This is a genomic window from Leifsonia xyli subsp. xyli str. CTCB07 (genome assembly GCF_000007665.1).
Taxonomy (GTDB): Bacteria; Actinomycetota; Actinomycetes; order Actinomycetales; family Microbacteriaceae; genus Leifsonia; species Leifsonia xyli_C.
Map to the genome: position 1 here is coordinate 2,443,048 of NC_006087.1, position 17,506 is coordinate 2,460,553.

General features: G+C 62.8%; 28 protein-coding genes and 1 tRNA gene. 22 read left to right on the forward strand and 7 right to left on the reverse strand.

Translation table 11 applies throughout. From position 1 onward, the window contains the following. The first annotated feature begins 122 nt into the window (after window positions 1–122). From LXX_RS11665 to idi, 3 genes are all read left to right on the forward strand, one after another. The gene (locus LXX_RS11665; RefSeq protein WP_011186996.1) at window positions 123–332 is read left to right on the forward strand and encodes a hypothetical protein; all 210 of its coding nucleotides are present in this window, start codon (window positions 123–125) and stop codon (window positions 330–332) included. A gap of 43 nt (window positions 333–375) precedes the next feature. Next, window positions 376–1,098, forward strand: coding sequence for a GTP pyrophosphokinase (locus tag LXX_RS11670; protein ID WP_011186997.1), 723 nt, complete (start codon window positions 376–378; stop codon window positions 1,096–1,098). A gap of 189 nt (window positions 1,099–1,287) precedes the next feature. Further along, window positions 1,288–1,845 carry an isopentenyl-diphosphate Delta-isomerase gene (idi, locus tag LXX_RS11675; RefSeq protein ID WP_011186998.1) on the forward strand — a complete coding sequence of 186 codons (558 nt, stop codon included), beginning with the start codon at window positions 1,288–1,290 and terminating at the stop codon, window positions 1,843–1,845. Between the two features lie 166 nt (window positions 1,846–2,011). Here the strand turns inward: idi and LXX_RS11680 are convergent, their stop codons facing one another. Together LXX_RS11680 and dcd are read right to left on the reverse strand one after the other, a co-directional pair. Further along, a complete protein-coding gene (locus tag LXX_RS11680; RefSeq protein ID WP_011186999.1) occupies window positions 2,012–2,500 on the reverse strand; it encodes a hypothetical protein in 489 nt (162 codons plus the stop codon). A gap of 24 nt (window positions 2,501–2,524) precedes the next feature. After that, window positions 2,525–3,130, reverse strand: a complete 606-nt coding sequence (gene dcd / locus LXX_RS11685; protein WP_011187000.1) for a dCTP deaminase — start codon at window positions 3,128–3,130, stop codon at window positions 2,525–2,527. Between the two features lie 432 nt (window positions 3,131–3,562). Here dcd and LXX_RS11690 point away from each other — a divergent pair, with 432 nt between their 5' ends. The 3 genes from LXX_RS11690 to LXX_RS13835 all read left to right on the forward strand — a co-directional run bounded on the left by LXX_RS11690 (window position 3,563) and on the right by LXX_RS13835 (window position 5,864). Continuing rightward, window positions 3,563–4,129, forward strand: a complete 567-nt coding sequence (locus LXX_RS11690) for a type I restriction enzyme HsdR N-terminal domain-containing protein (RefSeq protein WP_050737960.1) — start codon at window positions 3,563–3,565, stop codon at window positions 4,127–4,129. A 274-nt stretch (window positions 4,130–4,403) separates the two neighbouring features. Continuing rightward, window positions 4,404–4,477: transfer RNA gene (locus LXX_RS11695), tRNA-Gly, on the forward strand. 817 nt (window positions 4,478–5,294) lie between these two features. Continuing rightward, a complete protein-coding gene (locus LXX_RS13835) occupies window positions 5,295–5,864 on the forward strand; it encodes a site-specific integrase (protein WP_081423170.1) in 570 nt (189 codons plus the stop codon). A gap of 38 nt (window positions 5,865–5,902) precedes the next feature. Here the strand turns inward: LXX_RS13835 and LXX_RS13840 are convergent, their stop codons facing one another. Together LXX_RS13840 and LXX_RS14575 are read right to left on the reverse strand one after the other, a co-directional pair. Further along, window positions 5,903–6,274, reverse strand: a complete 372-nt coding sequence (locus LXX_RS13840) for an ImmA/IrrE family metallo-endopeptidase (RefSeq protein WP_081423171.1) — start codon at window positions 6,272–6,274, stop codon at window positions 5,903–5,905. A 9-nt stretch (window positions 6,275–6,283) separates the two neighbouring features. After that, window positions 6,284–6,655, reverse strand: a complete 372-nt coding sequence (locus tag LXX_RS14575; protein ID WP_141692866.1) for a hypothetical protein — start codon at window positions 6,653–6,655, stop codon at window positions 6,284–6,286. A gap of 121 nt (window positions 6,656–6,776) precedes the next feature. Here LXX_RS14575 and LXX_RS11705 point away from each other — a divergent pair, with 121 nt between their 5' ends. The 3 genes from LXX_RS11705 (at window position 6,777) to LXX_RS11710 (ending at window position 7,940) form a co-directional block, all read left to right on the forward strand. Beyond that, window positions 6,777–6,980: a hypothetical protein gene (locus tag LXX_RS11705; protein ID WP_068981862.1), complete on the forward strand. Its 204-nt coding sequence runs from the start codon at window positions 6,777–6,779 to the stop codon at window positions 6,978–6,980. Then, window positions 6,980–7,198 carry a helix-turn-helix domain-containing protein gene (locus tag LXX_RS16965; protein WP_081423172.1) on the forward strand — a complete coding sequence of 73 codons (219 nt, stop codon included), beginning with the start codon at window positions 6,980–6,982 and terminating at the stop codon, window positions 7,196–7,198. The genes LXX_RS11705 and LXX_RS16965 overlap by 1 nt, the downstream gene beginning before the upstream one ends. 463 nt (window positions 7,199–7,661) lie before the next feature. Continuing rightward, a complete protein-coding gene (locus LXX_RS11710; protein WP_141692865.1) occupies window positions 7,662–7,940 on the forward strand; it encodes a hypothetical protein in 279 nt (92 codons plus the stop codon). A 139-nt stretch (window positions 7,941–8,079) separates the two neighbouring features. Here the strand turns inward: LXX_RS11710 and LXX_RS11715 are convergent, their stop codons facing one another. After that, window positions 8,080–8,313 (reverse strand): helix-turn-helix domain-containing protein, encoded by a 234-nt coding sequence (locus tag LXX_RS11715; protein ID WP_068981861.1) that lies wholly within the window; start codon window positions 8,311–8,313, stop codon window positions 8,080–8,082. 151 nt (window positions 8,314–8,464) lie between these two features. On the opposite strand from LXX_RS11715, the gene LXX_RS14580 reads away from it, so the two are divergent. Next, window positions 8,465–8,683, forward strand: a complete 219-nt coding sequence (locus LXX_RS14580) for a helix-turn-helix domain-containing protein (protein ID WP_141692873.1) — start codon at window positions 8,465–8,467, stop codon at window positions 8,681–8,683. A 194-nt stretch (window positions 8,684–8,877) separates the two neighbouring features. Here LXX_RS14580 and LXX_RS11720 read toward each other — a convergent pair whose 3' ends face one another. Both LXX_RS11720 and LXX_RS14585 read right to left on the reverse strand, forming a co-directional pair. Then, a complete protein-coding gene (locus LXX_RS11720; RefSeq protein WP_041767331.1) occupies window positions 8,878–9,141 on the reverse strand; it encodes a hypothetical protein in 264 nt (87 codons plus the stop codon). Continuing rightward, window positions 9,119–9,433 (reverse strand): hypothetical protein, encoded by a 315-nt coding sequence (locus LXX_RS14585; protein ID WP_141692864.1) that lies wholly within the window; start codon window positions 9,431–9,433, stop codon window positions 9,119–9,121. The genes LXX_RS11720 and LXX_RS14585 overlap by 23 nt, the downstream gene beginning before the upstream one ends. A 654-nt stretch (window positions 9,434–10,087) precedes the next feature. Here LXX_RS14585 and LXX_RS11725 point away from each other — a divergent pair. The 12 genes from LXX_RS11725 (at window position 10,088) to LXX_RS11780 (ending at window position 17,488) form a co-directional block, all read left to right on the forward strand. Beyond that, window positions 10,088–10,324, forward strand: a complete 237-nt coding sequence (locus LXX_RS11725; protein ID WP_041767901.1) for a hypothetical protein — start codon at window positions 10,088–10,090, stop codon at window positions 10,322–10,324. A gap of 49 nt (window positions 10,325–10,373) precedes the next feature. Beyond that, window positions 10,374–11,156: a BRO family protein gene (locus LXX_RS11730; protein ID WP_011187004.1), complete on the forward strand. Its 783-nt coding sequence runs from the start codon at window positions 10,374–10,376 to the stop codon at window positions 11,154–11,156. A 532-nt stretch (window positions 11,157–11,688) separates the two neighbouring features. Next, window positions 11,689–11,853, forward strand: coding sequence for a hypothetical protein (locus tag LXX_RS11735; protein ID WP_155806829.1), 165 nt, complete (start codon window positions 11,689–11,691; stop codon window positions 11,851–11,853). Continuing rightward, on the forward strand, window positions 11,850–12,170 hold the full coding sequence (locus tag LXX_RS11740) for a hypothetical protein (protein WP_041767903.1): 321 nt from the start codon (window positions 11,850–11,852) through the stop codon (window positions 12,168–12,170). The genes LXX_RS11735 and LXX_RS11740 overlap by 4 nt, the downstream gene beginning before the upstream one ends. Window positions 12,171–12,452: 282 nt before the next feature. After that, the gene (locus LXX_RS11745) at window positions 12,453–13,388 is read left to right on the forward strand and encodes a YqaJ viral recombinase family protein (protein ID WP_141692863.1); all 936 of its coding nucleotides are present in this window, start codon (window positions 12,453–12,455) and stop codon (window positions 13,386–13,388) included. A 26-nt stretch (window positions 13,389–13,414) separates the two neighbouring features. Next, the gene (locus LXX_RS11750) at window positions 13,415–14,194 is read left to right on the forward strand and encodes a recombinase RecT (protein ID WP_192807303.1); all 780 of its coding nucleotides are present in this window, start codon (window positions 13,415–13,417) and stop codon (window positions 14,192–14,194) included. Further along, complete coding sequence (locus tag LXX_RS11755; RefSeq protein WP_050737962.1) at window positions 14,191–14,622, forward strand: hypothetical protein; 432 nt, start codon at window positions 14,191–14,193, stop codon at window positions 14,620–14,622. Before LXX_RS11750 ends, LXX_RS11755 begins: the two co-directional genes overlap by 4 nt. Continuing rightward, on the forward strand, window positions 14,619–14,957 hold the full coding sequence (locus tag LXX_RS11760; protein ID WP_011187009.1) for a hypothetical protein: 339 nt from the start codon (window positions 14,619–14,621) through the stop codon (window positions 14,955–14,957). Before LXX_RS11755 ends, LXX_RS11760 begins: the two co-directional genes overlap by 4 nt. After that, entirely contained in the window at window positions 14,954–16,066 is a 1,113-nt protein-coding gene (locus LXX_RS11765) for a DNA-methyltransferase (protein ID WP_041767906.1), read from the forward strand. The genes LXX_RS11760 and LXX_RS11765 overlap by 4 nt, the downstream gene beginning before the upstream one ends. After that, complete coding sequence (locus LXX_RS11770; RefSeq protein ID WP_041767907.1) at window positions 16,063–16,485, forward strand: hypothetical protein; 423 nt, start codon at window positions 16,063–16,065, stop codon at window positions 16,483–16,485. Before LXX_RS11765 ends, LXX_RS11770 begins: the two co-directional genes overlap by 4 nt. Continuing rightward, window positions 16,482–17,273 carry a hypothetical protein gene (locus tag LXX_RS14590; RefSeq protein ID WP_192807304.1) on the forward strand — a complete coding sequence of 264 codons (792 nt, stop codon included), beginning with the start codon at window positions 16,482–16,484 and terminating at the stop codon, window positions 17,271–17,273. The genes LXX_RS11770 and LXX_RS14590 overlap by 4 nt, the downstream gene beginning before the upstream one ends. Continuing rightward, window positions 17,270–17,488 carry a hypothetical protein gene (locus tag LXX_RS11780; protein WP_011187012.1) on the forward strand — a complete coding sequence of 73 codons (219 nt, stop codon included), beginning with the start codon at window positions 17,270–17,272 and terminating at the stop codon, window positions 17,486–17,488. The genes LXX_RS14590 and LXX_RS11780 overlap by 4 nt, the downstream gene beginning before the upstream one ends. Window positions 17,489–17,506: the final 18 nt, after the last annotated feature.

The window sequence follows — 17,506 nt, forward strand, 5'->3', positions numbered from 1 at the left end:
CGAGCGGCGTCTCTTCCATCGTTCGGCGGAGGGAGCATCCACCTCGCACCGGCGTGCTGAGATGTCGCCCCAGCCCGAAGGGGGACTGGACGGCCGCATCGCAACCGTGTGAGATATATCACATGGAGAATCCCGCGGACCGCCGAGCTCTCAAAGAAGAGATCGCCCGCCGCCTCGCTGAGGGACCGGTGCAGGTCCACGCGAAGGAGACGCCCGTTCCGCTCGGCGAGTGGCGCTCGGTGGTGCGAGAGGTCGCCTCCGAGCTCGGACAGCCCGTGACGGCCTACGCCGCCGCCGACACCATCTGGGCGGCTCTCCTCTCCAGCGGCTGACGACTCACACCCGGCGCACAACACCCGCCGATACCGTGAGCACATGGACACCGACCCCGCACCGCTGCTGTCCTCACGCGCGATCGAGGCTCTGCAGAGCATCGACCCGGCCACACTCATCGAGATGCAGGCTTTCCGGGATGACTTCGCGCGGTTCATCATGCCGTACAAGTTCGGCATCGACGAGATCTCCACGAAAGTGTCAATCCTGCGCGAGGAATTCGCGGAACTGCACGACTACAACCCGATCGAGCACATCTCCAGCCGACTGAAATCGGCGGAGAGCATCGAACAGAAGGTCGTGCGGAAGAACTGCGGGCCGTCGTTCGAGGCCATCCGGGACGCCATCACCGACATCGCGGGCATCCGGATTGTCTGCTCGTTCGTCTCGGACGTGTACCGGGTCTTCCAGCTCCTGACCGCACAGGAGGATGTGCGCGCGCTACAGGTGAAGGACTATATCGCGAACCCCAAGCCCAACGGGTACAAGAGCCTGCACGTGATCGCCGAAGTGCCGGTCTTCCTCAGCGACGGACCCGTGCTCGTTCCCGTCGAAATCCAGCTGCGGACGGTCGCGATGGACTTCTGGGCGAGCCTCGAGCACAAGATCTACTACAAGTACGAAGGGGATGTGCCTGAGCGTCTGCTCCACGATCTCACCGCAGCGGCCGGGACGGCGAGCCAGCTGGACGTGACGATGGAGGACATCCACCGCCAGATCCGCGGCGACGGCGGCGGCACGTTCGCACTGCCGATCGAGGTGTGAGTCCCGGCCCTCTCCCCGGCCGGGCGCGCACTCACCGCGCCGGCAAACCCTCCGCTGTGCTCATTCCGCATCATCGCGCTCATCGCGGCGGCCTGGACGCTCACTCCGTTCGACGAGGCGGGGCACGGGCGCGAAGCGGGGTGCGGCCGTCCAGCCGACGCGGCCGGAACGGCGACCTAGGATGGACCCATGACGCCACCCCGGGAAGAGGTCGTGCTGCTCGCCGAGGACGGCGCCCCGATCGGCACGGCGGACAAAGCCACGGTCCACAGCGAGAGCACCCCGCTGCACCTCGCGTTCTCCTGCCACCTCTTCGACGGCGACGGCCGCATCCTGGTCACCCGCCGCGCCCTCGGCAAGGCCACCTGGCCGGGCGTCTGGACCAACTCGTTCTGCGGCCACCCGGCCCTTGGCGAGTCCCTCGAGGAGGCCATCGCCCGCCGGGCACACGAGGAACTCGGGACAAGCGTCGACGCTCTCGCTCTCGCCCTCGCCCTGCCAGACTTCCGCTACCGGGCCGTGGACGCCACCGGCGTGGTCGAGCACGAGATGTGCCCGGTCTACACCGCCACCATCGCATGGGAGCTGCGACCGTCTGCCGACGAGGTCGCCGAGTGGGAGTGGGCAGACCCGCGGGCGCTTCTCAGCTCGGTCGCAGCGACACCGTGGGCGTTCAGCCCGTGGCTCACCCTACAACTGCCCGCTCTCTACGCCGCCTCGGGCGACCAACCTTCGGGCCAGCTGTGAGCGCTGCTCATATTTCTCCACCTGTGCAATGAACTGTGGATAACTGTGCGGATCGTCTGCCGTGAAGCCAATCCGCTCGCGCACTCACTTTTCTGCGCGACGGCCGCATCATCCCGTGCGCGTCGCGTCGAGGTGCTGCTCGAGCCACCAGGTGCGGCCCCTGTCATCAGACACCCAGCTCTCCCACTCGAACGAGTCGGAGGTGATGTTCGAGAACGGAGGTGATGTTCGAGAAGTTCCAGCGGATGGGACGCCCGTCGGTCTGCGTGCCATCCTGCCGGATGCCGTCACGCCGATGGGGCGTCGCCACGAGCGTGCAGAAGGCGCCCTCCGCCGCTCCGAACCAGCTCACCCGCCACGCACCGAGCGTCGAGTCGTAGACGCGCATCGTGGAGCCGCGCCCCTCCAGCCGTTCCGGGTCCTCCGGGTCGCGCGCGATCAGCACGTCCTGGACGGCACGACCACCGAGTGTGTAAGCGAACGCCCACTCGGCGACCGACTCGCGCCACTCCTCCGCGCTCGCGTCGAAGGAGCGCAATTCGGCCCGCCAGGTGCCCACCAGCTGCCCGAACAAGTGGATGCGCTGCGGCCGATCGGCCGTGGGACCCGCTGCGACGAGGGCTCGTGCGAAAACAGATCCAGTGACGTCGCTCATGCAGTGGAGCCCCTCTCAGTCGGTTCAGCTGGACGATCGCCCGGCCTCCGTGCCAGACACATCGGTCCGGTGGAAGTTCAGGAACGACCGCGACGCCGTGGGCCCGCGCTGACCCTGATACCGCGAGCTGTACTCGGCCGACCCGTACGGCTTCTCCGCCGCCGACGACAACCGGAAGAAGCACATCTGGCCGATCTTCATCCCCGGCCACAGTTTGATGGGCAGCGTCGCGACATTGCTCAGCTCCAGCGTCACATGACCCGAGAACCCGGGGTCGATGAAGCCCGCGGTCGAGTGCGTGAGCAGCCCGAGCCGCCCAAGCGAGCTCTTCCCCTCCAGCCGCGCCGCCACATCGTCCGGCAGGCTCACCAGCTCGAACGTCGACCCCAGCACGAACTCCCCCGGGTGCAGGATGAACGGCTGGTCCGCCACCACCTCGACGAACCGCGTCAAATCCGGCTGATCCTCCGCCGGGTCGATGAAGGGATACTTGTGGTTGTCGAACAACCGGAAGAAGCGGTCAAGGCGTACATCCACGCTCGACGGCTGAATCATCCCTTGCTCGAACGGCTCCAGCCCGAGCCGCCCAGCGGTCAGTTCGGCCTTGATGTCGCGGTCGGAGAGAAGCACGGAAACAGCCTACCGGGTGACGGTTTGACGGCAATAAACAAATTTCAGCCGGGCGAAACGGAGCGCTCCCTCCGCGCTTGACCACCGCCGAGCCCCCTGCGCCCAAACGACAAGCTCCCTCAAGAGGGAATCCGATGACTCTCGCGACCGGATGCTGAAGCACGAGGCTCTCTGACGTGCGCACGTGGGCACACCCCCAATGGATATCACCCAGACCGCGCGGCTCATCGTAATGAGGATTGCTATCGCTTCAAAGGCTTTATTTGATCAGAGAAGGAGCCTTCGTGTCCGAAGTCTCAGTGACCGCCCCAAAGCAACGACTCCGAAAAGGGAGTCCGAAGCGAAGGAAGCGATTCGCACAGCGATACGCCGCTTCAACGCCCCCTCAGCGATCTCGTCGCGCGTGATGCGAATGAGGGAGACACGCGCCTGTTGGTCACCAACTTTCTCTGTGACGGACTCGGCTATGACAAGTATGAGGACTTGACCACAGAGTTCGCCGTCCGCGGCGAGTTCGCAGACTACGGGGTCCGCGTCGACAAACAACTCGTCGCCTTCATCGAGGTCAAACGCGCCGCACAGCGCCTCAGCGCGCGGCATCTGCGCCAGGTAGAGACTTACGCGGTCAAAGAAGGTCTTCAGTGGGTGATCCTCACCAACGGGCAGATCTGGCAGGTTTACCACATCACCGCGGCAACAGGACAACAGGTGGCGACGGTCCTGGCGCTTGAGGTCGATCTCCCCGGCGAAGAGCCTTCGTCCAAGAAGGTTGAGAAACTCTTTCATTTGCATCGGTCGGCGATGAAGCGAGACACGATCGACGCCCTCTGGAAACGCCAAACGGCCACGTCTCCCAACGCCCTTGCCGCGGTGCTCCTCTCCGATTCGGTCATTGACGCAACACGCAAAGAAATCCGCCGCAGCTCGGGCTTCAACCCCGATCTCGGAGACATTCGTTCCGTTCTCGTCGTCAGCGTGATCCGGCCAGAACTGCTTTAACGGGAACCCTTGCGGGCACCCTTGCCCGAGTGGCCGACGCTTCTTGATGCCACATCGCGACTCTCCCGCGAGCAGCAACGAAAGAGCCCGAGCCCCGCAACGGTGCTGCAAGACCGGGACGATGCTCGATCCGCGCAGTGCCTCCGAACCTCACTGCTAGGCTAGAGCAGCTGACGTCACGACACCGCAGCGGCAGCGGGTACACAGCCAATAAACTGCGAATCTGGTAGGTTTTGGTTACCTAGAACTGCTGGAAGCCCAGTGATTTAGCCACGCGAGTGTAGTTCAATGGTAGAACTTCAGCTTCCCAAGCTGATAGCGCGGGTTCGATTCCCGTCACTCGCTCCAATGAATACAAGGCCAAACGGGCTGTAGAACGAGAGATACCTACAATCAGGCCTACATCGCCACCGGAGACTGCGCCTGAGCTGCCTTCTGGAGGCACACGATGGGCATCGTTCTCCCCGCACGTTCATGGTCCCTAGATCGCGATAAAATCGAACACATGTTCGAGGTGAAACGTGGCTAGCGTCCTTCCCAAACGCAACCCGTCCGGTGCGATTGTCTGGCGCGTCCAGTTCCGCATCAACGGCCGAATGAGCCAAGAGAGCTTCCCCGACGAAGACGGTGCCCGCTCCTTCGGGCAGTTGGTCGATCGTGTGGGAGGGCAAGCCGCACGCCAGGTTCTGCGCGCCCGAGCATCCAAAGCGCACGACATGCCGACCCTGCGGGAATGGACCGAACGTTACCTCGACCCACAGTCGGAAATTCTCACCGGCATCGAGCCCGGGACACGAGCCGGCTACCGATCCATCGCAGAGCGATCCTTCCTGCAAGTCCTGGGCGACTACCCGCTCGACGCGATCGAGAAAACCGATGTCGGCCGATGGGTGGCATGGCAAGAGTCCCAACCCTCCACACGCTCCCGGACACAGACGGTCGCTGCGAAGACCGTCCGCAACTATCACGGGCTACTCTCGGCGGTGTTAGCCGCTGCGGTCGAGCACAAGCTTCGCGGTGACAACCCGGCGTTCAAGACCCGCCTGTCCAAAGGACTCAAGCGGGAGGGTGTATTCCTCTCGCGTGAAGAGTTCGCAGTACTTGAGCACTCCATCCCGGCGCGATATAGACCGCTCGTCCTGTTCCTCGCTGGCACCGGAACCCGATGGGGGGGGAAGCAACAGCGATCACGTGGGGTGATATCGCCTTCTCCTCGAACCCGCCGACTGTGCGTATCGAGAAAGCATGGAAGAAGTCCGAGAGTGGGGCGCCTGTTCTCAAGCATCCGAAGTCGCAGAAGTCGAAGCGCACCGTCTCGCTGTGGCCCGAAATCGTTCAAGCGCTGGGTTCACCGCAAGCAGGCGACCAGCTGGTGTTCCAGTCTGAACGGACGGGCACACATCTCTGGTATGGTCCATTCCGGTCACGCATATGGGTAGCGGCGATAAATGCCGCCAACGATCCCGAGAAGTGCGGGCCGCTTGGTCTGACACCGATCGGGAAACGCCCCAACATCCATGATCTACGGCACACCCATGCCTCCTGGCTGATTGCGGCCGGAGCCCCGCTGCCGTACGTCCAAGCCCGGCTGGGGCACGAGGACATCCAAACCACCGTGAACCTCTACGGGCATCTCCTACCCGACGCGCACCACCAAATGGCGAACATCATGGCGGACGTTATGTCTGGTGTTCTCCCACGAATTGAACCAGCATCCTTAGAGCTCCTCGCGTGAGCGCCTGAGCCTCCGCCGTAGGCGTGGCTCTTTCGCACTCAGGAGGCCAGACGGTGGACGTTTATGTAAGTGCGCAACAGTCGGTGCGTCACCCCGAGTTCGGCGGCGAGTAGCTGTGGATGCCCGATCCAACCGAGATGGTCTCGTATCTCGGCGAAATCGATCAAGTTCTCGGCTGCGAAGCGATCCGCCTGTACCTCATGTTTCGGCCGATCATCCACGTGCCCATAATGCACATGACCCAGCTCGTGGGCGATGGAACATCGTGTATGCACAGACCTCATGCGCTCTTTGACGACTATCAGATTCCGGTCGGGGAGCCAGAGGGCGTTCTTCGTTCTGAGGGGGCGGTGGATGATCTCGATACCCATCTCTTCCGCGTGTTTGAACGGGTCATAAGAGCCACCCACCTACTCCCTCTAGTAGTCTTCGTCATGATTCATTTCGGGGTCGCTCAACGCCGCCTGCCGCTCTTCACCCTCGATGTCATCGAGGGTGAGCTCGTCGTTGCGCTTCCGGATGGGCTTTACCTTAGACGGAACCGATACCAAAGCTTGGCGCATCAGGCTTAACGTTTCAGTTCCGAGTGCAGAGGCCACCTGATCTAGATCGTTCATATTGAACGGCTTAATACCATTTAGCCGCTCGTAGGCATATGTCTTTGACATTGATGTATTAAAGGCGAGCCAACGTCCGTCCGCCGCGCCCCCATGCTCTCGAACCAGCGCAAGCACATAGTCGGCAACTTGGCGAGCCGAGCCACCCGCGGACCCCATAGGTGTACGTCCCATGTGTCCATGGTACTCAAATAAGAACAAATCACGCAAAGGAGTTGCGTTAGTTCGTAATTACGTTCATACTCGCCTTATGGTCGTAATTGAGAACGTCTCCGCGAAGAAGATGGGGTCCGCAGTGAAGGCCGAAGCCGCCCGTCGCGGCATCTCGGTCTCCTCGCTCACCACAGTCCTCGGCCGCAGCAAACCATCTGTCTATCGCCGCATCAACGGCGAGGAACCGCTCGACATTGCAGAGCTTGACATGATCGGCCGACACTTCGGGATTGATCTGCTCACGCTCATCGCATCCGCCGAGCTGGAACCACGAGCGGTGGCTTGATGGATACCGAAGAGGCCGTCACCCCCGTGCAGCTAGCCCGGCACCTCAACTGCTCCGTCGACAAGGTGCTTCGGATGGCGAAGACAAAGGAGATTCCATCATTCAGGATCGGTCGCCTATGGCGATTCTTCCCTGAACAAGTAGACGTAACCTTTCTCCGTGATCCGGACCCGTGGGCACAGTCGAATCAGTCCCGTTCTCGTCGGCGTTCTACCTAACCTACCCCCGTCCTTTTCCATCCCCCCTCACATCAGTCGCCCCGGCCTGTTGGGCCGGCTAAGAAAAGAAGCGCGTTATGGATTACATCCCATTCGGTGTGTCAGTGGGCGGTGGTGCCAAGTCGCCTCTAGGGGCTGAGGCAGCTCGACGCATCAGTTCGAACGGGTTCATGTGGAGAACGTCCGCAAGTTGTCCGATGTCGTTTGTATTGAACGGCATCTCTCCGCGAAGACGTTTGTAGTAATAGTTCCGAGACATGCCTGCTGCACCGTAGATAGCGGATGCGGTCCGCGAATCCATCCCGATAGCACGATCGATCTCCTCTGCGACTCTCCTGCTGAAATCGTTAGCTTCGCCGACTGCCCTCTTGACCACGGGTACATAGTACCCATCTGAGGGAAGATTACAAAATTTGTATCCAACTAGGTTGCATTATTGGCCCCAACTAGGTACTCTCATCGCATGGAACCGGACATTACAGAGCAGATTACGCGGGCAGTCAAAGCCGAGTTAGCCCGTCGTGACCTCGATGGTGTGGATCTTGTCCCAGTGCTCGGGATGGGGAGGAACGCCGTGTACTCGAGGCTCCGACACGAGCGAGCTTTCGACATGGCTGAGCTTTCGAAGATCACGGTTTTCATGGGAATAACGATGAATGATCTGCTCGATTCCGCCCAGTACGGACTCCGGATCGCGGAGCGTGCGACGGGAGAGCACGCGCGGACGGAGACGGCCGCGTGACTGGGTGGGTGTTGTCGGTGTTCGTGGTGGTTGCCGCGGCCGGGTTGTGGTCGATCGTTTTGGTTCAGCATTTGATTCTGAAGCAGACCCGGGAGTTGTTCAGAAGGAGCGCGTTATGAATTACATCCCATTTGGTGTGTCAGCGGGCGGCGGTGTGTCTTGTTTCGGTCGCGAATCTCTCCTCGGCTCGCGCCACCACAACGTGAGGGTCGATTCCGAGGCTCTCGCAGACCTTGTAGGCGATGGGGATGGGGATAGCGCGCTTGCCGGTGACGTAGTTGTCGAGCGCACTGCGGGCGATGCCGATCATGCGCGCCATGTCGGTGATGTTGCTTCCACCTGCTGCGATCTCGGCACGAAGCTGCTTGCCCACGGCCGCATTGAAACGGGCTGATCGCGTCTCCATGCGAGAAAGAGTATCAGCTAATCGAGGCTGATACGTAGTCAAACAGGTAATTTTTCCCCTTGTATGTCCTCAAATGGAGAGGTATTGTCTACGTATGAATACACAGACGGTGAGGCAAATGGTGGCTTCTGCGGTCACATTTGAGCTTGGTCGAGCTGATCGATCGAAGCGGTGGCTGTCAGAGAAGACGGGCATCCCATACTCAACCCTCGACCGGAGACTGAAAGGTCAAAAGGACTTCACTTTCACCGATCTTGCGAACATAGCGAACGTACTCGGAGTGTCACCGTCTGTGTTCACCCCCTCTGTTTTCGCGCGGACGGAGACGGCCGCGTGATCCCGTTTTGGGTGCCGTTTGCTGTTACTGCTGCTGTTGCGAGCATCGTGTTTCTTGCTTTGAAGGGCTTCGTTAACCACTGGTCACCGTTCGGGGGGGACCAAGTGATGGTCAACCGAACCCCTCGGGCATCCCAGGTCTCTGTATCGAGCTACGGCCCGGCTTCTCCCGGGTGGGACTCCTTCGTGTTCGCTTTAGCGGACTTCGAGCTGGAAGGTTTTGGCTCCTGGGTTTCCGAGCGGGGTGAGCCACTGCAGGAACACGTCAATGCTGGCGTGATAGTCACCCCGAACAGCATCACCTCCGCCCATACCGAAAACGAGGATGGGTTGAAGGCTCTCGTTAGCGCGGTTCTCGATCACCTGATCGAGCGCGACAGACCGGTGCTGTCCGCCAACGGGTCCGTCATCCCACCATTCACGCTTGCTGATGTGCTCACCCGTGACAACGACGGTCACATTGTTCGGCGCGTCTGCGCCGTGATTGGTGATGATAAGCAGGGGCCGACTCGCAATCCCACTCGACGGCCCACTTGATGGAAACCTGTTCGCTCTTCTGCGCACGCTCCCGCTGGTGGAGCGTGTGCGCATTCTCACTGAGTTTGTTCGCGTGCTCGGCAATCTTGTTCGCTCTCTCGGCCAGGTGGCGGGCATTCTTCGCGCTGACATTGCCCATCGAGCCGATCACGACCCCGCTGACACCGGTTAGCACGGCGACAACGTTAGTGACCCACTGGGCCGTGTCAGCCACCTACACCCCCTACCAAAAAGAAGAAACACCCCCCGGTGGCACCGGGGCGGTTCAGGAAGGAACGAAGCCCTATGTTTGAAATGCTTGTTTGGCTGTTTGTGTGTCTTTCGGTAGCGTCCAGCGTCGGGAGCTTACTGTATTCGGCTTATGTGCAGTACAAGGGGCGACTCATTGAGCGTTGGATACCTGTAGCTCAAGCCAGGGATCTTTCAGTCGCGCGGGGCGGATACGGCGAACCCGACGAAAACGGCTTCCCCTATCTCTCCACGCTACCCCTATGCCCGGCAGGGTACGTAGCCCTGGCTTATCTGAGAGCCCACATAGGACGACGCATCCGCCGGGCGGCACGGAGAATTCTTCCTTGGGTTCGGGAAAGCCGGTCACGATGACCTTCGTTGCCTCCCCCTTCCCACAGTTCTCCACCACCCATTCGTATCCGGAATGCTGCCCGTCAGCCCCGTATGCGAGCGGTGGGCGCAGGTCGAGACAAAAGTCCGCCCGCAATGGACGCTCTTGCGCTATGGCCTGCCTCCGCGTGTACCAGAACGCGCAGATCGAGACCCCGAGCGCGATGCCGCTGACAACGAGCGTAGGCCAATCCATCATGCCCCGAGGGTAGGCCACCACCCATCTCATCAACAAGAGGAGAGACCCGTGAGCAACACCCCACGAAAGGCCCGCAAGATTGCGCACCTGCTTGTCATCGCCACATGCGCCATCACGCTCACGGCCTGTGCGAACGGTCCGATCGTGAACAGCAAGAACACCACGCGAACAGCAGCCGACGGTGGATGGATCTCCGTCAACGATGTCCTACTCCCGAACGGTCGCCACGTGTACTGCGCCAGCAATGGTAACGGCATCAGCTGTGACTGGAACAACCAGCACTGAACGAAGAGACGCCCCGGTGGCACCCGGGGCGTCTCAGGAAGGAATCACAATGAGTTCCACGGAGATTATACCGTTCACCTTCGAGGAGGTGAACGTCCGTACCGTCCTCGTTGACGGTGAGCCCTGGTTCATCCTCCGGGATGTGTTGAGCGTCCTCGGCCTGTCGAACCCGACCGAGGCTGTCCGCTCGCTCGATGAAGACGAGTTCAGTACTACTGAACTCAGCCTCGACGGACAACGCCGCAACTACTACCTCGTCAACGAGCCAGGGCTGTACTCGCTGATTCTTCGAAGCCGGAAGACCGAAGCTCGCGCGTTCAAACGCTGGGTGACGCATGAGGTGCTCCCGCAGATCCGTCGGACGGGTTCCTACTCGGTCGTTCCGGCCGACGATGTCGCTCTCCCGCAGAACTATGTGGAGGCGTTGGAGGCGTTGTTGGTGCGGGAGAAGGCGAACCAGCAGCTCATTGTTGAGAACGCGGGTTTGGTTCCGCGTGCGGGTGCGTGGGATGCGATCGCCTCAGCGGTGGGTGACTACTCGGTTGGGGATGCGGCGAAGATCCTGTCCCGGGCGGGGATTCCCACCGGCCCGCAACGCTTGTTCGCCCAGTTGGAGGGAATCCGGTGGGTGTATCGCGGTGGGGATGGGAAGTGGCGCGCCTACGCGGAGCGGGTGGAGAAAGGCTACCTGGCGGAGAAGGCCCAGTTCCACCACCACCCCGCAACCGGGGACCTCGTGCTCGACGCCCCGCAGGTGCGGGGCACCGTGAAAGGCGTGGACCGGTTACGGCAGCGTCTCCATGTTGGGGCGCTCACGGCGGTAACCGCATGAACGGGCACAGGCTCCCGCCGGGTGTCGATGGTGACGCCCGTGTGGGGGAACCAGCAGGCCGGGGGCACCCCCTCGTCCCCGGCCTGCCCATCGTGCGACACCGGTCAATGGCGACGAAGACGAGCTGGGGGTGGTCTGCTGATGGCTGGCGCGACCGATATTGAGCGGTACCCGCAGTTGCGGTGCCCGTCCCATGACGTGGAGGGTCCGGGCCGGACGCACGACTGCCGGCTCACGGCAGGCCACCAGGAGTGCCATAAGTGTGTTTGCACGAGGTCGTGGGATGCCCTCTCGGGAGGCCAACCGTGATCGATCTGCGAGCCCCTGTAGCGGTGCCGGAGTGTGACCCGGTGGTGATGGTGGCCTCGTGTCGGTGGTGCGGTTTCGATGGGGAGGTCACCGCGACCGTTCTGGGCGTGGAACGGGGGTGGTCGGCTTGCACGGTCACCTATGGGTTCACCTGCCCGAACGGGTGTGTCAACGAGATCCGCGGCGACGGCGGGGGTGGGTTGTGAACCGGCGGACCGTGTTCTTGACCGGTGTTTTCCTCACCGCCGTGGTCCTGGCTTTCACCGCCGCGGTGACCGGCCTGACCCTGCTGCACCTACTGGGCACCGTGACCGCGATCGGCGTGTTCGCTGCCGCCTGCTGGGCGCATGACACCCACACGGGAACACGAGAGGAAGGAAGACGATGAGTAGCCCCAATGACTATGACGGCAGATACAGCTTTTTCACGGGCGGGGACGCGGTACAGCGCTGGTTCTCTGATGTGGCTGTTGATCTGCGTTCCTTAGCGGATGTGATTGAGAGGATCAGCGGGTATGACGATGACGCCGCCCGAACCCGCCGTTATGCCGATATCAGCATTGATCTCGCGGCAGACACCTGTGGCACCCTCCCACTCCTTCTCGATCACCTGTACCGACTCCGCGATGCCCTCTACCGGGACGCGCCGTTGAAGGAGTCCGAGGTCACCGCGGCCGGCGGGCAGGTTGGAGGGGGACCGGAATGAGCGTGTTCGCGTATGCGATCGTGTGGGGTATCGCTGTGGTGTGGGGTGCCGCCGTGGTGTGGGACTGGTTCAGGGGTCGCGGGGTGGGCTGATGAACGATGTGATGCGGACGGTTGTGGGCATTGTCTATGGGCCACGGTTGACCGGCCGTGACCTTCCGCCACGACCCGGCGGCCATGACGACAGTGTGGCTGCTGCTGGTGGTGGTGGTCTTGGTGACCGGTGGTATGTCGACAACCTCGTCCGCGGGGACGGCGGGGATGGGATGCCGGAGGGTGGCTCGTGACGGCGTATGAGCGTGTCGATGTCGTCTCGGACACGCCCGAGTGGTTGGAAGAGCGACGGCGCAGCATCGGAGCCTCCGAGGTGGCCGCGGTGATAGGTCTGTCGCGGTTCAGCACAGCCTTGGATGTCTACAAGAGCAAGCTCGGTGTGGACGCTCCCTTCGACCCGGTGCTCGCGTTCATCGGGCACCGGTCGGAACCCATCATGCATGCGTGGGTCGAGGAGTTCTCGCGGGCCCAGGTGAGCCTCGAGCCGGGTTTCATGGCCCGCTCGACCCAGTGCCCGATTCTGCACGCTTCCTTCGACCGCATCAGCCGGAACCCATTCCTCACATGGCAGTTCAAGACTGCGCATCAGTACGCGGGGCATCACTGGGATGAGGGGGTGCCGACCGACATTCGGGTGCAGGTGCAGGCGGAGATGTTCGTTGCTGGAACGCAGCGCGCCGGGGTGGTGGTGTGGATTGGTGGGCGGGAGTTCCGCCTGTTCTGGGAGAGGCGCGATGACGGGTTTATCCGCGAGCACATGCTCCCGGCCGTCACCGAGTTCTGGGAGCACGTGCAGACCGGGCAGTCGCCGCTGCCGACGACGCTCGCCGAAGTCGCGGAGGTGTTCCCCACCGACCCGGGCACCGTCCTCGAACTCCCTGAGGCTGCGTTCGAGGTGCTGGAGCGCATCACGGTCCTGGGCGGCGACATTCAGGCGCAGGAGGCCGAACGCGACGCCCTGAAGGTGGCGCTGGCCGAGTTCGTCGGCGGCGCGGAGACCCTCACCTATGACGGTCGCCCGGTCGCGACGTGGAAGACCCAGAAGGGGCGTGCGTCGTTCAACAAGCGCGCGTTCGAGGATGACCATCCGGACCTTGTTGCCGCCTACACAACCCAGGGCGCACCGTTCAAGGTCCTGCGCCGACTGAAGGAGAAGACGCAATAACAGACCTGTCACACGCCGCCGTGGCGGTGAAGAAGAACCCGACGATTGAGGACTACCTGATCAAGTATGAGCCGGAGTTCCAGCGGGCGTTGGGGGCGTCGATGGACGCGGCTAAGTTCGCTCAGGACGCCCTGACCGCGATCAAGCAGAACCCGAAGATCGGCCACTCCGACCCCCGTTCCCTGTTCGGTGCCCTGTTCCTGGCTGCGCAGTTGAAGCTCCCGGTGGGTGGGCCGCTCGCCCAGTTCCACCTCACCACCCGCACGGTCAAGGGGAACCTGACCGTCGTCCCGATCGTCGGCTACGGCGGCTACGTGCAGCTCATCATGAACACCGGCCTCTACTCCCGCGTGTCCGCGTTCCTGATCCACGCCGGCGACTACTTCGTCACCGGAGCCAACAGCGAACGGGGCGAGTTCTACGACTTCCGCAGAGCTGACAGCGACCGCGGCGAGGTCAAGGGCGTCATCGCCTACGCGAAGGTCAAGGGGCACAACGAGTCCTCCTGGGTGTACATCGACGCCGAGACCATGCGCGCCAAACACCGCCCCAAATACTGGGAGTCCACCCCGTGGGCTGACGACGCGGGCGAGATGTTCAAGAAGACCGGCATCCGCGTCCTCCAGAAGTACCTGCCCAAGTCGGTTGAGTCGCTGAACGTCGCCCTCGCTGCGTCCGCCGACCAGGCAATCGTCCGCAAAGTCGACGGTGTTCCCGACCTCGACATCCAGCACGACCGCGACACCGAAACCGTCGCCGTCCCCGAACAGCCCGTGTCCGTCCCACAGCCGGGAGACGAAACATGAGCCCCGACTACCTCGGCACCCCGGACGGTGCCTCACCCGACCAGGTGCGGACCGATGCCGTGTTCACGGCGAGTATCCTCATCCCGCTCGCGCGGGACCCGCTCAGCCTCAACCTGCGTCTGCACTGGCGTACCGTGGCGAAGCACACGAAGATCTGGCGGGAGTTCGCGGCCACGCAGGCTGCCCGCTTCCCCCACCTCGGCTGTTGCACCGTCACCCTGACCTGGCACGTCCTCGACCGGCGACGCCGGGATGCCGACAACCTTTTCCGGCTCTGCAAAGCACTCTGCGACGGCCTCGTCGACGCCGGAGTGACCCTCGATGACACCCCGCACCTCATGGACAAACACTGCCGCATCCTCGTCGAGGACCGCCGACTCCACCCGAGTGCGTGGATGACCCTCACCATCGAGCAGGTACCCGCATGAACATCAACACCAACCCGGCCGGGACGGTTCCCGTCCTCGTCGACATCACGGGCAACGAGATCCACATCCAGGAACTCATCGAGACTACAGAGGGCCTCGCCTTGAACGACCGCGGCGTCTTCTCGCTGCTTGGCACCGTCCGTGAGGCGCAGATCGCCGGGGCGCGTGAGGGGTCGCTGATCAACGGCTGGTGGTGGGAGTCCGAAGGCTACTCGGGTGAAGCGAAGACGAAAGCCGCCGCTATCGCCGCGATGCTCACCGACGCCGACTACACCCAGGCGACCCTGACCGACACGATCCCCGACCTCCTCACCGGATGGGACGGTGCCGCATGAGAACCCCGTACTACCAAGACGACCTGGTGACGCTCTGGCACGGGGACTGTCTCGACGTGCTCCGCGTGCTCCCGAAGGCATCGGTGGATGCGGTGGTGACAGATCCGCCCTACAACCTGTCGTTCATGGGGAATCAGTGGGACGGCGCCGATGGGTTCCGGCGTTCACTGAACGCTTCGGACGCGGGGCGGGACAACGTTTTCGGGCGCGTGTCACGCACCTCGCCGGAGTATCGCCCGCCACACACTTTCCAGCAGTGGTGCGCCGCGTGGGCGACCGAGTTCCTCCGCGTCCTCAGGCCGGGCGGTCACCTGCTCGCGTTCGGTGGTTCCCGCACCTGGAACCGGCTCGCGTCCGGGGTGGAGGATGCCGGGTTTGAGATGCGGGACTCGATCGCGTGGCTGTACGGGTCCGGGTTCCCGAAATCGCGCAACCTCCACGGTGAGTGGGAGGGCTGGGGGACGGCTTTGAAACCGGCGTTCGAGCCGGTCGTCGTGGCCCGCAAACCGCTGTCCGGGACGGTCGCGGCCACTGTGCTCGCGCATGGCACCGGGGCGTTGAACATCGACGCCACCCGTGTCCACACCGCCGGGAGGGAGGCGAAAGCGGGCCGGTGGCCGACGAACGTGATCCTGGAGGAATCACAGGCCGAAGCGCTCGACGAGCAGACGGGCATCCTCACCTCCGGACTGATGAAGGCCCGCACCAATCGGGCGCCGCGCCCAGGAGGCGTCATCTACGGGGCCGACAAGAGAAACATCAGCGCAGGTGACACCTACGGGGATACGGGTGGCGCGTCCCGGTTCTTCCCAACCTTCCGCTACCAGGCCAAAGCGCCCACCTCGCAACGCCCGAACGCGGGCGGGGTGCGGCATCCCACGGTGAAACCCCTGGATTTGATGCGGTGGCTGGTGCGCCTGGTCACCCCGCCGGACGGGATCGTGCTGGACCCGTTCGCCGGGTCCGGCACCACCGTGGAGGCGGCACTGCTGGAAGGATTCCGGTGCGTCGCGATCGAACACGAAGCCGACTACCTGCCATTGATCACCCAACGCCTCACCAAACCGTTGCAACAGACCATCTTCGGTGATTGGGACGGCGCCGCATGATCCCCGCGAAGGTGGGGAAGGCGGTCCTCGACCGTGACAACCACCGGTGTGTGCTGGCCTCGTTCGGGTGCGTGTGGGTGGGGACGGTGTGTGATCACCGGGTGGGGCGTGGGATCGGCGGTGGCCGCGGGTTGGATGTGCCGGTCAACCTCGTGGCCGCGTGTGGTGTCTGCAACGGGCTCAAAGAATCCGACACGCCATTCGCCCGCGAGTGCGCACGCCGGGGTTTGAGAATCCGCCGATCCCACACCACCACCCAAGACCTGGAGAACGCCGCCAACATCCCCGTGCAATACCCCGACGGCACCTGGTGGACCCTCACCAGCACCACCAGGTGCCTGCTGCGGGCAGACCAGGCCGAAGAGCTGACCACCCGGCACGGGCTGGTCGGCGGATACACGACGAAGGGAGGGACTTGATGCCGAAAGATACACGCCTCTATATGACGTTCCCGAACGATTTTGCGGAGCATCCGAAGATCATGCTGCTGTCCGACGCAGCGTTTCGGGCGTTCGTTGAGATGAACGGTTATTCACGGATGCAAGACCTTGATGGACGTATACCGGTTCGGGTCGCTCGGGCGAAGTGGAAACAGCGGGCGCTGAAGGAGTTGGAGTCGAATCATCCGGAGCGGCCGACATTGATGATCATCGGTGAGGATTACGTGATCCGCGACTATGAAAAGCATCAGCAGACACGGGCGGAGCGGGAGGCACGTCAGGAGCGGAATGCTGCTAACGGGAGGCTCGGGGGTCGTCCTCGGAAAAACCCACCCAAAACCCAGTCGGTTACTGACTCGCCACCCCAGCCGCCACCCCAGTCGCTACCTAAGTCGGATAGCGAGTCGGGTGGCGAACCGAAACCGAATAAAAAGCAGAGTCAGAGTCAGAGTCAGAGCTTTTACCAAGACTTTCAGACGTCCAGTCCGGAAAGTAACCGTGCGCGGGGGACGGACGAGGCCGATCTCGAAGCCCTGTGCGTGCGGCAGGCCGCGGCTCTCGGCGTCGATTTCAGCAAAGCGCGTTTGGCGGTCGGGAAAGCCACCGGCCGCATCCCCTCACCGTCCGTGGTCATGCGGATCATCGCCACAATCCTGGAACGCGCCACCCCACCAGTGAAATCCCCAACCGGCCTCGTCCTGACCTGCATCCAAACCGGCTGGGCCGAATGGCAGAAATTCATCGACACCGAGGAGGCCGCAGCGTGAACGAGAAGACCGTACCAGTCACGATCCCAACCTGGGTGTGGGGGAGGTTGGCGACCATCGCCGAGCACCGCGGCGTGACCGTGGGGGACCTGATCGCCGACGGTGTCATGGCGGTGCTCGGCGCCGACCCGGGGCGGCTCGGCGAACTGGAGATGGAACTGAACAAACGACGGGCGCAGAAGAAGCCCGCCGAGACGAAAGGAGACGCGGCGTGAGCAAGATGGTTATCGCGG